This window comes from Microbispora sp. NPDC046933, from assembly GCF_040644635.1.
Lineage (GTDB): Bacteria > Actinomycetota > Actinomycetes > Streptosporangiales > Streptosporangiaceae > Microbispora.
Genome location: NZ_JBEYWW010000019.1, coordinates 124,547 through 137,696, shown reverse-complemented (window position 1 = coordinate 137,696; position 13,150 = coordinate 124,547). Strand labels below are relative to the sequence as shown.

General features: G+C 71.7%; 12 protein-coding genes. 4 read left to right on the top strand and 8 right to left on the bottom strand.

What is annotated here, in order from left to right; all coding sequences use genetic code 11:
* Positions 1-31 precede the first annotated feature (31 nt).
* Positions 32-1,060 (bottom strand): LacI family DNA-binding transcriptional regulator, encoded by a 1,029-nt coding sequence (locus ABZ857_RS25020; protein ID WP_357046719.1) that lies wholly within the window; start codon positions 1,058-1,060, stop codon positions 32-34.
* A gap of 201 nt (positions 1,061-1,261) precedes the next feature.
* Complete coding sequence (locus tag ABZ857_RS25015; RefSeq protein ID WP_357046717.1) at positions 1,262-2,278, bottom strand: LacI family DNA-binding transcriptional regulator; 1,017 nt, start codon at positions 2,276-2,278, stop codon at positions 1,262-1,264.
* Between the two features lie 168 nt (positions 2,279-2,446).
* Here ABZ857_RS25015 and ABZ857_RS25010 point away from each other — a divergent pair, with 168 nt between their 5' ends.
* Genes ABZ857_RS25010 through ABZ857_RS24995 form a run of 4 tightly spaced genes read left to right on the top strand, consistent with a single transcriptional unit; the run spans position 2,447 to position 7,985 of the window.
* On the top strand, positions 2,447-3,724 hold the full coding sequence (locus tag ABZ857_RS25010) for a maltose ABC transporter substrate-binding protein (protein ID WP_357046715.1): 1,278 nt from the start codon (positions 2,447-2,449) through the stop codon (positions 3,722-3,724).
* Entirely contained in the window at positions 3,721-5,352 is a 1,632-nt protein-coding gene (locus ABZ857_RS25005; protein WP_357046713.1) for an ABC transporter permease subunit, read from the top strand. Before ABZ857_RS25010 ends, ABZ857_RS25005 begins: the two co-directional genes overlap by 4 nt.
* Entirely contained in the window at positions 5,352-6,185 is an 834-nt protein-coding gene (locus tag ABZ857_RS25000) for a sugar ABC transporter permease (protein ID WP_357046711.1), read from the top strand. The genes ABZ857_RS25005 and ABZ857_RS25000 overlap by 1 nt, the downstream gene beginning before the upstream one ends.
* Positions 6,186-6,188: 3 nt before the next feature.
* Positions 6,189-7,985, top strand: coding sequence for an alpha-amylase family glycosyl hydrolase (locus ABZ857_RS24995; protein ID WP_357046709.1), 1,797 nt, complete (start codon positions 6,189-6,191; stop codon positions 7,983-7,985).
* Positions 7,986-8,074: 89 nt separating this feature from the next.
* Here the strand turns inward: ABZ857_RS24995 and ABZ857_RS24990 are convergent, their stop codons facing one another.
* The 6 genes from ABZ857_RS24990 to ABZ857_RS24965 all read right to left on the bottom strand — a co-directional run bounded on the left by ABZ857_RS24990 (position 8,075) and on the right by ABZ857_RS24965 (position 13,150).
* Entirely contained in the window at positions 8,075-8,557 is a 483-nt protein-coding gene (locus ABZ857_RS24990; protein ID WP_357046707.1) for a hypothetical protein, read from the bottom strand.
* 315 nt (positions 8,558-8,872) lie between these two features.
* Positions 8,873-9,343 (bottom strand): lamin tail domain-containing protein, encoded by a 471-nt coding sequence (locus ABZ857_RS24985; RefSeq protein ID WP_357046705.1) that lies wholly within the window; start codon positions 9,341-9,343, stop codon positions 8,873-8,875.
* A 124-nt stretch (positions 9,344-9,467) separates the two neighbouring features.
* Positions 9,468-10,661 (bottom strand): hypothetical protein, encoded by a 1,194-nt coding sequence (locus ABZ857_RS24980; protein ID WP_357046703.1) that lies wholly within the window; start codon positions 10,659-10,661, stop codon positions 9,468-9,470.
* A gap of 186 nt (positions 10,662-10,847) precedes the next feature.
* Positions 10,848-11,054 carry a hypothetical protein gene (locus tag ABZ857_RS24975; RefSeq protein ID WP_357046701.1) on the bottom strand — a complete coding sequence of 69 codons (207 nt, stop codon included), beginning with the start codon at positions 11,052-11,054 and terminating at the stop codon, positions 10,848-10,850.
* 70 nt (positions 11,055-11,124) lie between these two features.
* Positions 11,125-12,066 carry a ribokinase gene (locus ABZ857_RS24970; protein WP_357046699.1) on the bottom strand — a complete coding sequence of 314 codons (942 nt, stop codon included), beginning with the start codon at positions 12,064-12,066 and terminating at the stop codon, positions 11,125-11,127.
* Between the two features lie 142 nt (positions 12,067-12,208).
* Positions 12,209-13,150, bottom strand: coding sequence for a nucleoside hydrolase (locus tag ABZ857_RS24965; RefSeq protein ID WP_357046697.1), 942 nt, complete (start codon positions 13,148-13,150; stop codon positions 12,209-12,211).

Here is a 13,150-nt window from a genome sequence, read left to right as displayed (position 1 = left end):
GCCGGCGGGCTTTCACCGCCGGCCTTCTGGGCTATCCGGCGGCGGGCAGGTTCGCGGGCACCGGCGCGGTGGAGCGGCGGACGACGAGTTCCGGCCGGTGGAGCAGCTCGGTGCGCGGCGCGGGCAGGCCGCGGATCTCGTCCAGCAGGCTCGCCACGGCGGCCAGCCCCATGTCGCGGACCGGCTGGCGGATCGTGGTCAGCGGCGGGTCGAGGTAGGCCGTCATCGGGGAGTCGTCGAACCCGACGACGGACACGTCCTCGGGCACCCGGAGGCCGGCCTGGCGCGCCCCCCGGATCGCGCCGATGGCCATGATGTCGCTGCCGCAGCAGATCGCCGTGCAGCCCCGGTCGAGGAGCTGCTGCGCGGCCGACTGGCCGCCCTCCACCGTGTAGAGAGTGTTGACGACCAGCTCGGCCGTGTCGGCGACGCCCGCGTACTCGGCCATCGCGCGGCGGAAGCCGTTCGTCTTGCGGATGGTGGGCACGAACCGCTCCTGCCCGACGGCGAGACCGATGCGCCGGTGCCCGAGGGACACCAGGTGGCTGACGGCCATGTCGAGCGCGGCGGCGTCGTCGTTGGAGATGAAGTGGGCGTCGATGTCGGGCCGGTAGCCGTTGATCAGCACCATGGGGAGGCCGAGCTCGATCAGCCGCAGGTAGCGGGAGCGGTCGGAGCGTGAGTCGGCGTGCAGGCCGCTGACGAAGATGATGCCCGAGACCCCGCGTTCGAGCAGCAGATCGGTGTAGTCGTCCTCGGCGATGCCTCCGGGCGTCTGCGTGCACAGCACGGCGGTGTAGCCGGACAGGACCAGCGCGTTCTCGATCACCTGGGCGAACGCCGGGAAGATCGGATTGGTCAGCTCGGGAAGGATCAGGCCGATGAGCCCGGTGTGCTGCTGCCGCAGCTTGGGCGGACGCTCGTAGCCCAGGACGTCGAGGGCGGTGAGCACGGCCTGCCGCGTGCCCGGCGCCACTCCCGGCTTGCCGTTCAGCACCCGGCTCACGGTCGCCTCACTCACGCCCGCTTGGGCGGCTATGTCGGCGAGGCGCATGGTCATGATGGTCAACTTACCTTTCCTCGCCCCTGCACCCGGTCTCATGCCGGCACACCGGGCACGCGGGGCGGCCGGGGCACGCCGTGGGTCGTCCCTAGCGTAGCGAAGCGCTTACAGCTCTTTCAGCACGTTGCAAACGGCGACGGGCCGGAACCGGGCGATCCGCGCGGACGTCGCGCCGTCCTTGCAAGGGCCCCGTCCTCCCTACCGCGGGCCCGCAGGGCAGGGGCCGGTGGAGTCGCGTATGACCAGCTCGGGGTCGAAGAGCTGCTCGCCGCAGCCGCTCCCCCGCCCCTTCACCTGGTCGGCCAGCGCCCGCGCGGCGGCGGCCCCGATGGCGAGCACCGGCTGGCGCACCGTCGTGAGGGCGGGGTCGGTGAACGACATCAGCAGCGAGTCGTCGGCCCCCACGACCGAGACGTCCTCGGGGACGCGCAGGCCCCGGCGGCGGGCCGCCCGGATCGCGCCGAGGGCCATCAGATCGCTGCCGCACACCAGCGCCGTCGCGCCCCGATCCAGCAGACGGGCCGCGGCGGACTGGCCGCCCGCGACGTCGAAGGAGGACAGCTCGACCAGGTCGCCGGCCCCGGGCCCGGCGAGCCGCCGCATGGCGAGGCGGAAGCCCGCCAGCCGCCGCTGCACCGTGGAGTAACGCTCCGGGCCGCTCAGGAACCCGATGCGGTGGTGCCCCAGCCCTGCCAGGTGCTGCACGGCGAGCCGCGCGGCCAGGGCGTCGTCGGACGACAGGGACGACGCGCCGAGACCGGGCACCTGCCCGTTGACCAGCACGAACGGCACCCTCTGCCGGGCCAGGTCCTCGTAGCGGGACCGGTCGATACGGGTGTCGGCGTGCAGACCGGAGACGAAGACGATGCCGGAGACCTTGCGGTCGAGCAGCATGCCGACGTACTCGTCCTCTCCCGAGCCCTCCGGTGTCATCGTGCCGAGCATGGCGGTGAACCCGTGCCTGGCGAGGTTGGTCTCGATGACCTCGGCGTACAGCGGGAAGATCGGGTTCTGCAGCTCGGGGACGATGAGCCCGACGAGCCCGAAGCTGCGCGGGCGCATGGTGCTCGGCCGCTCGTAGCCGAGCGCCTCGATCGCGGCCATGACGGCCGTGCGGGCTCGCACGCTGACCCCCGGGCGCTCGTTGAGCACCCGCGAGACCGTCGCCTTGCTCACACCCGCCTGCCTGGCGATCTCGTCGAGCCGTGCTGCCATCGTCGCTGTTTCCGATCAGTCGCTGGAACGCCGCAAGGCATCTTGAAACAAAGCAGCAATTTTCTGCAACGTCTTCCAGCTGCGGAAACCCGCTGTTAACTTCGGGCCACGCCGCGCGGTTACCCCCCTTTTTCCGGGCCTACGGCCCCTCTCACCTGGAGCGATCCTGTGCGCAGATCACTTGTCGCGCTCGCCGCCTGTCTCACGCTGACGGCCTGCGGTGGCGGAACCGCAACCGAAAAGACACCTGGCAATGCGGACGCGACGCCGGCCGGGCAGGCCGCGTCGTCGGCCACGCTGACCATCTGGGCCGACCAGAAGCGGTCGGACACCCTCAAGCCCTTCGCCGAGGCGTTCGCCAAGGAGAACGGGATCAAGGCCGAGGTCGTCGTGGTCGCGCAGAACCAGCAGCAGACCTTCGTCACCGCCTCCCAGGCGGGCAAGGGCCCCGACGTCCTCGTCGGAGCTCACGACTGGATCGGCAACCTGGTCCAGAACGGACTCATCGAGCCGATCCAGATGACCGAGGACCGGCTGTCCGGCTACGTGGACGTGGCCCGCAGGGCCGTGACCTACGACGGCCAGGTCTACGGCGTGCCGTACGCCGTGGAGAACCTGGCGCTCTACCGCAACACCGACCTCGCCCCCGAGGCTCCCAAGACGTTCGACGAGCTCGTCGCCACCGGGCGCAAGCTGAAGGAGGCGGGCAGGGTCAAGGAGATCGTGGGCTACCCGGTCAGCCAGCAGAACGGGCAGTCGGGCGACACCTACCACATCTACCCGCTCTACACCTCCGGCGGCGGCCACCTGTTCGGGACCAAGTCCAACGGCGACCCGGACCCCGCCGACCTCGGCGTCGGCACCCCGGCCTCGGTCGCCGCGTTCGAGAAGATCGCCGCGCTCGGCGAGAAGGGCGCGGGCGCGCTGAAGCGCTCGTTCACCTCCGACAACTCGGCCGCCATGTTCGCCGAGGGCAAGACCGCGTTCATGGTGTCCGGGCCCTGGCGGCTCGCCGAGGTCCGTACGGCCGGGGTGAAGTACGACGTCACGCCCGTGCCCCCGTTCAAGGGCGGCGAGCCGGCCCGCAGCTTCGTGGGCGTCCAGTCCTTCTTCGTGGCCAGCAAGGGCAAGAACAAGGCCCTGGCGCAGGAGTTCGTGACCAACACGCTCGCCTCCGACGACGTCGCCAAGGCGCTGTTCGACGCCGAGCCACGCATGCCCGCGCTCAGGACCGCGCTGGAGTACGCCTCCGCGAAGGACCCCGACGTCGCCAAGTTCGAGGCCGCCGCCAAGGACGGCGTCCCGCTGCCCGCGATTCCGCAGATGGTCGCGGTGTGGCAGCCGTTCAACGCGCTGATCCACTCCGTCGTCAAGGGCGACCCGGTCGAGCCGGCGGTCAAGGCGGCGGGCAAGGCCATCGCCGAGCAGCTCGGGCAGGCGGGATGACCGTGACGCACGGCTCGGGGCTCCGGCCCGGCCGGCGCGGCTCCGGCGGCGCCGCCTCCGGGGGCGGAGGCGCCAGGCCCGGGGCCCGCCGGCACCAGACCAGCACACGCGCCGCCGGGCCCGGCTCCACGGCCGCGACGCTGGGCCGGGTGCTGGCCCTCGGCCTGATCATCGGCGTGGCGCTGTGGGCCGCCGCGCCGCTGGTCTCCGCCGGGAACTGGGTCGGCGTCGGGATCGTCGCGGTGGTGACCGCGGCGGCCCTGTACGTCTACCTGTCGCCTCGTCGGCTCCCCGCCAAGTATCTGCTGCCCACGACGCTGCTGCTGCTCGCGTTCCAGGTGTTCCCGGTCCTGTACACGATGTCCTTGGCGCTGACCAACGTCGGCGACGGGCACCTCGGCACCAAGCAGGAGGCGATCGCCGCCATCGAGGCGTCGTCCGTGCGCCGGGAGGCCGGGTCGGCCGAATACCGGCTGACGGTGGCGGAGAAGGGCGGCGCGCTCGTCTTCCTGCTGGCCGACCCGGCCAGGCGCAGGGCGTACGCCGGGACCGAGGACGGGCTGCGCGAGATCGGCGGCGCGACCCTCGGCTCCGGAGGGCGCGTCACGGCGGCGGAGGGCTACACGGTGCTGACGCCGGCCCAGGCCGCCGCCCGCGGCGACGAGGTCGGCTCCCTCGCCGTGCCCGTGGACGGCGGGGCGATCCGCGCCCAGGGCCTGACCCGGGCGTACGAGGGCAGGGCGACGCTCGCCTACGACGCGGGCTGCGACTGTGTGAAGGGCGACGGACGGGCCTGGCGCGCGGACGACGAGCAGGGCAGGTTCACCGCCCCGGACGGCAGCGCGCTGCCGCAGGGCTGGAAGGTCGGCGTCGGCTGGTCCAACCTCACCGCCGCGGTCACCAACCCGAAGATCAACACGCACTTCCTCGGCGTGTTCGCGTGGAACCTCTTCTACGCGGTCGCGGTCGTCGGGCTGACCGCCGCGCTCGGGGTGGCCGCGGCCCTCGTGCTGCACCATCCGCGCATGCGCGGGGTCCGGATCTACCGCACGCTGATCGTGCTGCCCTACGCGATGCCGGCCTTCGCGATGCTGCTGGTCTGGCGGGACATGTTCAACACCGACTTCGGTCTCATCAACCGGATGCTCGGCCTCGACGTGGACTGGCTCGGCACACCGCTCACCGCGCGGGCGTCGGTGCTGCTCGTGCAGCTGTGGCTGGGCTTCCCGTACATGTTCCTGGTGGCCACCGGCGCGCTGCAGACGATCCCGGCCGAATACCTGGAGGCGGCGCAGGTGGACGGGGCGAGCGCCTGGCAGCGGTTCCGCAAGGTCACCCTGCCGCTGCTGCTCCTCGCGCTCGCGCCGCTGCTGGTGTCGTCCTTCGCGTTCAACTTCAACAACTTCAACGGCGTGTTCCTGGTGACCGCCGGCGGCCCGTTCCCGTCGGACAACCCCATGGTCGGGGCGACCGACCTGCTCATCACGTACACGTTCCGGCTCGCCTTCGGCCAGCAGGGCGCGCAGTACGGCCTGGCCTCCGCGATCTCCATCTACGTCTACCTGATCGTCGCCGTGATCTCGGTCATCGGGTTCCGGCGCACCCGGGCCTTCAAGGAGGTGAGCTGATGCGCGGCATCGCCGCGCGGCACGGCGCCGCGATCGTCGTCACGGCGTTCGCCGTGCTGCCCATCGTGTTCGTGGTCTCCGCCGCGTTCGATCCGATCGGGACGCTGAGCTCGGCCACCCTCGTCCCGCGCGGGGCGGGGTTCGGCAACGCCGAGAGGCTGTTCACCACCACGCCCTTCTGGACGTGGTACCGCAACTCGGTGGTCGTCTCCGGGCTGACCGCCGCCCTGTCCGTCGCGGTCTCGTCGCTGGCGGCGTACGCCTTCAGCAGGTTCCGCTTCGCCGGCCGGCGGGCGGGGCTGGTGAGCCTCCTCGTCATCCAGGCGTTCCCGCAGTTCCTGGCCATCGTGCCGCTGTACGTGATCTTCAGCGCGATCGGCGACAACTGGCCGGAGTTCGGGCTCAACAGCGTCTGGGGTGTGGTCCTGCTCTACATCGGCGGACAGGTCGGCGTGAACACCTGGCTCATCAAGGGCTTTTTCGACTCGATCCCGAAGGAGCTGGACGACGCCATGCTCATCGACGGGTGCAGCCACACCCAGGCGTTCCGCCGGGTGGTGCTGCCCCTGGCGGCCCCGGTGCTGGCGATCAGCGGCCTGCTGGTCTTCATCGCCACCATCAACGAGTTCCTCATCGCGAGCGTCTTCCTGACCGGGGACGACGCGCGCACCCTGGCCGTCGGCCTGTTCGGCCTGCTGGGCGACCAGCGCAACGCCAACTTCGGCATGTTCGCCGTCGGCACGCTGCTCACCGCGATACCGACGGTCGCCGTCTTCCAGTTCCTCCAGCGTTACATCGTCCACGGGCTCACCGCGGGCGCAGTGAAGGGATGACAGTTGCTCGATCGGGGATTCCACCACGACGGCTCCGCCGACCACGTCAGCACGCTCGCGCCCGAGCCCGGCGAGACCGTGACCGTGTTCCTCCGCACCCCGAAGGACCACCGGACGGGGGTCCACGTGCGGTCGACGCCGGACGGTGAGCCGCACTTCACCGAGGCGGTGGTCGACCGGGAGACACCGGACGAGATCTGGTGGCGGGCCGACGTGACCGTCCGCAATCCGGTGACCCGCTACCGCTTCCTGCTGACCGGCGACGGCGGTTACCGCTGGCTCAACGCCGCCGGTCTGCACGACCGCGACGTCCCCGACTCCGCCGACTTCCGCCTGCTCTCGTACGCGCCCCCGCCGGTCTGGGCGGCCGACTCGATGGTGTACGAGATCTTCCCCGACCGCTTCGCCCGTTCCGGGGCGGACCGGACGTACCCGGGGTGGGCGGTGCCGGCGGGGTGGGACGACCCGGTCACCGGCGCGGGCCCGGACACGAGCGTCCAGGTCTTCGGCGGCGACCTGGACGGCGTGACGGCGCGGCTCGACCACGTCACCGGCCTCGGGATGAACACCCTTTATCTGACGCCCGTCTTCCCGGCGCCGTCCAACCACCGCTACAACGCGTCCTCGTTCACCGAGGTCGATCCGCTGCTGGGCGGCGACGCCGCCTACCGGACCCTGGTCGACGAGGCGCACCGGCGCGGCATCCGGATCCTCGGCGACCTCACGACGAACCACTGCGGCTCCACCCACCCGTGGTTCCTCGCGGCGGCGCGGGACAAGGACGCCGCGGAGCGGGAGATGTTCCACTTCGGCGACGACGCCCTCGGCTACGAGGCGTGGGTGGGCGTGGCCTCCCTGCCGAAGCTGAACTGGGCCGGCGAGCGCCTGCGCCGCCTGATGACCGGCGACGCGGACTCCGTCGTGCGCAGGTGGCTGCGCTTCGGGCTGGACGGGTGGCGGATCGACGTCGCCAACATGACCGGGCGCCTGCGGGAGACCGACCTCACCCGGGAGGTCGCGGCCCTGATCAGGCGGGCCGCGGCGGAGGAGAACCCGGAGGCGCTGCTCGTCGCCGAGCACGCCCACGACGCGTCGGGCGACCTGGACGGCGACGGCTGGCACGGCACGATGAACTACGCCGGTTTCACCCGGCCGGTGTGGTCCTGGCTGCGCGGGCCGGACGTCCGACTGCCGTTCCTCGGCGTGCCCGCGCCCATCCCGCGGCTCGGCGCGGACCGGATCGTGCGGACGATGCGCGCCTTCGCCGCCCAGGCGTCCTGGCGCTCCCTCGTCCACTCGTGGTCGATCCTCAGCTCGCACGACACGGCCCGCATCCGCACGGTGTGCGGAGGGGACGAGGCGCTCGTCGAGATCGCCGCCGGTCTGATGTTCACCCTGCCGGGCGCCCCGATGGTCCTCGCCGGGGACGAGCTCGGACTGGAGGGCGCCTGGGGCGAGGACGGCCGCCGTCCCATGCCCTGGGACCGGCCGGAACGGTGGCGGACCGCGACCCTGGACGCCTACCGCCGGCTCGCGGCGCTGCGCCGGGACGAGCCCGCCCTGCGGCACGGAGGGCTGCGCTGGCTGCACGCCTCCGCCGACGCGCTGGCCTTCGTCCGGGAACGGGCGGGGGAACGGCTGCTCGTGCTCGCCGCCCGCGCGGCCCACGAGCCCGTACGGCTGCCGCTCGGGGCGGCCGGGACGCCGTTGTACGGAGGGGCCGGGATCGTCCCCGGCCCGGACGGGACGGTCGTCCTGCCCGCCGACGGCCCTGCCTTCCACGTGTGGCGGCTCGGCTAACGCCTGCCCCGTCGCCGGACGGCGGCGAGGTCTCCGGCATCGGCGGTCCTTCCTGGAACCGCCTGCCGGAGACCCGCCGTTCAACCGGCTCAGTTGTAGGGGTTGTCGTACGTGCCGGTGCTCTTGGTGCGCGTCATGTACTGGCCGTTGGTGCCGAACCACCCGCCGGTCACGTCGAAGCGGACGTTGCGGACGGTGCTGCCGAAGTTCACCTCGGCGCTGTACAGGTATGTCTGCTGGCACCCGGAAACGGACGTCGTGCCGGTCCAGGTCGGCGAGGCCGTGCTCGTACCGTTGACGTTGATCAGGAAGGAGGGTGCGGGGTAGGCGTGCTGCCAGCACAGGCGCAGCGAGTAGCGGTACTTCGTGTTGCCGTCGTCGAACGCCACCGTGCCGTCCAGGAGGGCCAGCTGCGTCGCGTTGCCGTCGTTGCTCACCAACTGCAGGTAGACCGGCTGGTCCGCGCCGTACGCCGCGTGCGCGGGGCTGAGCGGAAGGAGCGCGGCGGCCGTCGCCGCGATGGCGGCGGCGATCGACGTCGACAGGCGACGTCCTCGCGAGCGTGCGGTCAATTCACACCTCATCCGTTGCAGGAGTGCCGAGTGCCCGGAGGTTATTGCCACACTCGCGAACCGATCCAGTGCGGCGATCGAGGGCCTCGATCCGGTCGGGCGTTAAACGACGCGCCCCGGGGACCTTCGGAACGGCGGTTCGCCACAACCAGGACAGAGAGGACGGCGAAGCCGGTCTAAATCCCGGCGTGACCGCTGAATGTTTCATCCCTCGCGAGCCCCTGCGGCGTTGACCTGTCCGCTTCCTCGCCTGGATGACGGAACCGGCCCCCGGCGGCTACCTCGCCGGGGGCCGGGGCACAGGTCGGGTCGCGGTCAGCAGATCTTGTAGTCCTGCCGCGACGAGTTGTACGCGCAGGAGTCGACCAGCGCGCCGGAGGCGTTCCGCAGGTACGCCTTGTCCTTGGTCTGGTTCCAGATGTAGGCGAGCGTCCCCCCGCTCCTGCCCCAGTAGAGGGTGGTGGAGGTGTCCTTGCCCCGGCCGGTCCGCAGGGTGACCGTCTTCCCGGATCCGAGGGTGAACGTGCCGAACGTGTAGACGTGGTCCGCTCGCCTCGTGTCGTCGCGGACGGTCCAGCCCTTGAGGCTGACGGCCTTCTTCGTCGTGTTCTTGATCTGCACGTACTCGCCGTTCAGGCTGCTGTTCGCGCCGAAGTCCGGCGAGCCGGGCGAGTCGTAGTAGATCTTGGTGATCCGTACGGCCGGGCCCGCCGCGTCGGCGGGCTGGGAGACGGCGACCACGCCGGCGGCCACCGCCGCGGCTGCCAGCAGAGATCGGATACGCACAGGGATGCTCCTGGGACGGGGGGACATGGCCGGATTCGATCATATTGATGACCTTTGATACCGATTGGCCATTCCCGTATCGGTTCGGCATCCGATAGAGCGTCCTGCGAAGGAGATCAGTGGGTCACCGGAAGATGCCCGTATGGCCGAGGGAGTAGCGGCCCGGCTGCGGATACACGCACAATCCGTGCGGCCCGGCGCCGACGGGGATGGTGCGGACGAGTCGCCCGTCCTTGGTGTCGAAGACGTAGACGACGCCGTGGTAGCGGCCGCTGAGCCACAGCTTCGTGCCGTCCGCCGACACGCCGCCCATGTCGGGCGAGCCGCCGCCGGGGATTCGCCAGACGTCCACCACCTTCTGCCTCCGGAACGACACGACCGACACCGATCCCTCGCCCCGGTTGGACACGTACAGACGGCGCGAGTCGCGGCTCACGTAGAGGCCGTGCGCGCCCCGGCCGGTCGGCATGAACCGCATGACCTTGTACGTCGCCGCGTCCACCAGCCACACCCCGTGCCGCTCCATGTCGGCGACGTAGAAGACGGTGCCGTCGGGCGACAGCTTCACGTCCTGCGGCATGCTCATGTGGCCCAGGTGGATGTGCCGGATCACGCTCGGCGTACGCCAGTCGAGCACGACCAGGTCGCCGCTGAACTCGCAGCTCGCGAGGAACACCGAGCCGTCGGCGGTGAAGTCGCCGTGGTTGATGCCCCGGCAGGGCAGCGACAGCGAGCGCAGCAGCTTCATGCTGTGCGGGTCGCGCAGATCGAGCTGGTTGTTCCGCTCCGCCATGACCAGCGCGTACTTGCCGTCCGGGGAGAAGTACAGGTTGTACGGATCCTCCACCGGCACGGGACGGCCGGGCTTGCCCGTGCGGGGGTCGATGGGGGTGAGGGAGTTGCCCTGGTTGTTGTTCACCCACAGCGTCTTGAGATCCCAGGACGGCACCACATGCTGGGGCAGCGCCCCGACCGTGAAGTGCCGCACGATCCGGTACGTCTCCGGGTCGATGACGTCGACGGTGCCGCTCTCGCTGTTGGGCACGTACACGAGGGAGCGGAAACCCCTGACGACGGGGCTGAGCATCCCCGGCCGGTCGGCCGCGTAGATGTCGACCTTACCCCTGCCCCTCGCCTCGAGCGACGCGGACGGCGCCGGCGAGACGGACGCCGGTGGGGCGCTCGCGACCCGCGACCGCAGGGCCCCCGGTGACTCGGCACGCGGTGCGGGCGGCTCCGCCGCACAGCCGGCGAGGGCGAATCCTCCGAGGATCGTCAGCACCACGGTCACGGCACCGGTTCCACGCGCTCGTCTCACGCCTGCCCCTTCGTCGCGGCGGGCTGTGCCCGGCCGGCCCCTCTACGGTCACGACGACCGGCCGCGGACGCGGCGGGAGCGGCGCGGCACGGCGGGTCGGCGAGACGCTAACGCCCGCCGGGTGCGGTCCGAAGGCGGCTTTACCTGCTCTTGCACGACTGCTTCAAGCGCTCTTGCACGACTGCTTCACGCGCTCCCGCACGACTGCTTCACGCGCTCCCGCACGACTGCTTTGCGCGCTCCCGCACGACTGCTTTGCGCGCCCTTCAGCTCCGCCGGCGGCCGCCGGTACGTCTCCACGGTGAGATGGACGTACGCGGCCCCGGCCAGCGCCGCCGTCAGGGCGGCGGCCCACCACCAACGCGATCCCCGCAGACGCGGTTTCCGCGACACGGGGCGAAACGGTAGCGGCCCCCACCGACAGCGGACACCTGCCGCCGCCGGCCCTCGAGACCGGGGCGCCTCAGCGAGCGGCTCCCTCGGCCATTGCGCCGAGCAGTTCGTCCACCGCCTTCCGGTCGGGCAGCGAGGGGCTCGCTCCGGGCAGCGTGGTCGCCAGGGCTCCGGCGGCCATGCCCCGGCGGACGGCCGTGGCGGTGTCGAGGCCCGCCGCGAGGGCCGCGCCCAGGGAGCCGGTGAAGGCGTCGCCCGCGGCGGTGGTGTCCACGGGGGTGACGGGATAGGCGGGGAAGTGCCGTGTGCGCTCGGGGGTGACCGACAGGGCGCCGGCCGATCCGAGCGTGATGAGCGCGTGCCGCACGCCGCGGTCGAGGAACCAGGCCCCGGCCCGCTCGGCGGACTCGACGTCGACGACCTCCACCCCGGTCAGCGCGCCGGCCTCGCTCTCGTTGGGGGTGACGACGGCGACGTGCGGCCAGACACGGTCGGGCAGCGGCTGCGCGGGCGCGGGATCGAGCACCACGGTCAGGCCGGCCCGCGCACCCGCCTCGGCCGCGTGACAGGCGACCTCGGCGGGGATCTCGAGCTGGAGGAGAAGTACGCTCGCCCTGCCGCGCACGGCCCTGACGCTCTCGTCCACCATCTCGGCGGTGAGGTCGGCGTTGGCGAGAGGGGTCATGACGATGTCGTTCTCGCCCGAGGCGTCCACCCGGATGTGCGCGACGCCCGTACGGTTGCCGACGGTCCGGACCTCCGTCAGCGCCACACCGTGGGAGCGCAGCGCCGACGAGACGATCTCGCCGAACGGATCCGTGCCGACGCAGCCGACCAGCCAGGTGGGCGCTCCCGCACGGGCGGCGGCGACCGCCTGGTTCGCGCCCTTCCCGCCGAGGACCAAGGTGACGTCGTCGCCGAGGACGGTCTCTCCCCGGCGCGGGAGGCGGCGGGTGAAGGCGGTGACATCCGCGGAGATGCTCCCGACGACGACGACACCGTGCGGTTTCATGACGTTTCTCCTGTTTCGAGCTGTCAGTGCTGAGGTCGCGGCGTTCGGCCGCCGCGGGGGCGGCTGCGAGCGGTGAGCGGCCGGCACGCGCCGCCGCCCCCGTCCGGCCGCGCGCCCCCGCGGGTGACCGGCTCTCCGGTGCTCAGGAGGCCCGGCCGAGCGCCTCGATCGCACCGATCATCAGATCCCAGAACCGGTCCCGGTCCAGCCCGATCCCGACGTTCGCGTTGGGCTCCCAGTCCATGCGACGGTGCAGGTCGGCCACGGTCGCTCCCCGGGTGTGCCGGCCGTCCACCTCGATCCGCAGGCCCACCCGCTCGTACGTCAGGACCGTGGGATCGATCAGGTACGCCACCGTGATGGGGTCGTGCAGCGGCGGAGCCGGGAACCCCCACGTCTCGTGGTAGGTGGAGCCGAAGAACGTGAGCAGCTCCACGCAGACGCGGGCGAGCGGGGTGCCGAGCGCCTCGATCCTGGCGAGCACGTCGGCGGTCACCAGCGCCTGGTGGCTGACGTTGAGCCCGACCCACGTCGTCGGCACGCCGCTGCCGAGCACCTCGGCCGCCGCCTCCGGGTCGGCGTACACGTTGAACTCCGCGTACGGCGTGTGGTTGCCGCGATCCGTGGAGCCACCCATGATCACGACTTCCCTGATCCGCTCGCGGTCCTCCGGGTGACGGCGGAGCAGCGTGGCGATGTTCGTCAGCGGGCCGATGGCCACCACGGTCACCGGCTCTGCGGCGGCCGCCAGCGTGTCGTGGATGAGGTCCACGCCGTGGCGGGGGTCGAGCGGGACGCTCGGCTCCCCGAACGCCGGGCCGTCCAGGCCGCTCTCCCCGTGTACGTAGTCGCCGATCTCCAGCGGCGCCGCGAGCGGGCGGTCGCAGCCGGCGGCGACCGGCACATCGGTGACGCCGGCCAGGCTCAGCATCCGCCGCGCGTTGAGCGCGGTCTTCTCCACCGTCTGGTTCCCCGCGACCGTCGCGACCGCGCGCAGGTCGATCGCCGGGTGGGCCACCGCGAGCAGGATGGCCATGGCGTCGTCGTGCCCGGGGTCGCAGTCGAGGATCACCGGGATCGGCAT

Excerpts from the sequence above, each read along its gene's own strand:
- ABZ857_RS25020 (WP_357046719.1), bottom strand. The coding sequence starts at position 1,060 with ATGACCATGCGCCTCGCCGACATAGCCGCCCAAGCGGGCGTGAGTGAG.
- ABZ857_RS25015 (WP_357046717.1), bottom strand. The coding sequence starts at position 2,278 with ATGGCAGCACGGCTCGACGAGATCGCCAGGCAGGCGGGTGTGAGCAAG.
- ABZ857_RS25005 (WP_357046713.1), top strand. The coding sequence starts at position 3,721 with ATGACCGTGACGCACGGCTCGGGGCTCCGGCCCGGCCGGCGCGGCTCC.
- ABZ857_RS25000 (WP_357046711.1), top strand. The coding sequence starts at position 5,352 with ATGCGCGGCATCGCCGCGCGGCACGGCGCCGCGATCGTCGTCACGGCG.
- ABZ857_RS24970 (WP_357046699.1), bottom strand. The coding sequence starts at position 12,066 with ATGAAACCGCACGGTGTCGTCGTCGTCGGGAGCATCTCCGCGGATGTC.
- ABZ857_RS24965 (WP_357046697.1), bottom strand. The coding sequence starts at position 13,150 with ATGCCGATCCCGGTGATCCTCGACTGCGACCCCGGGCACGACGACGCC.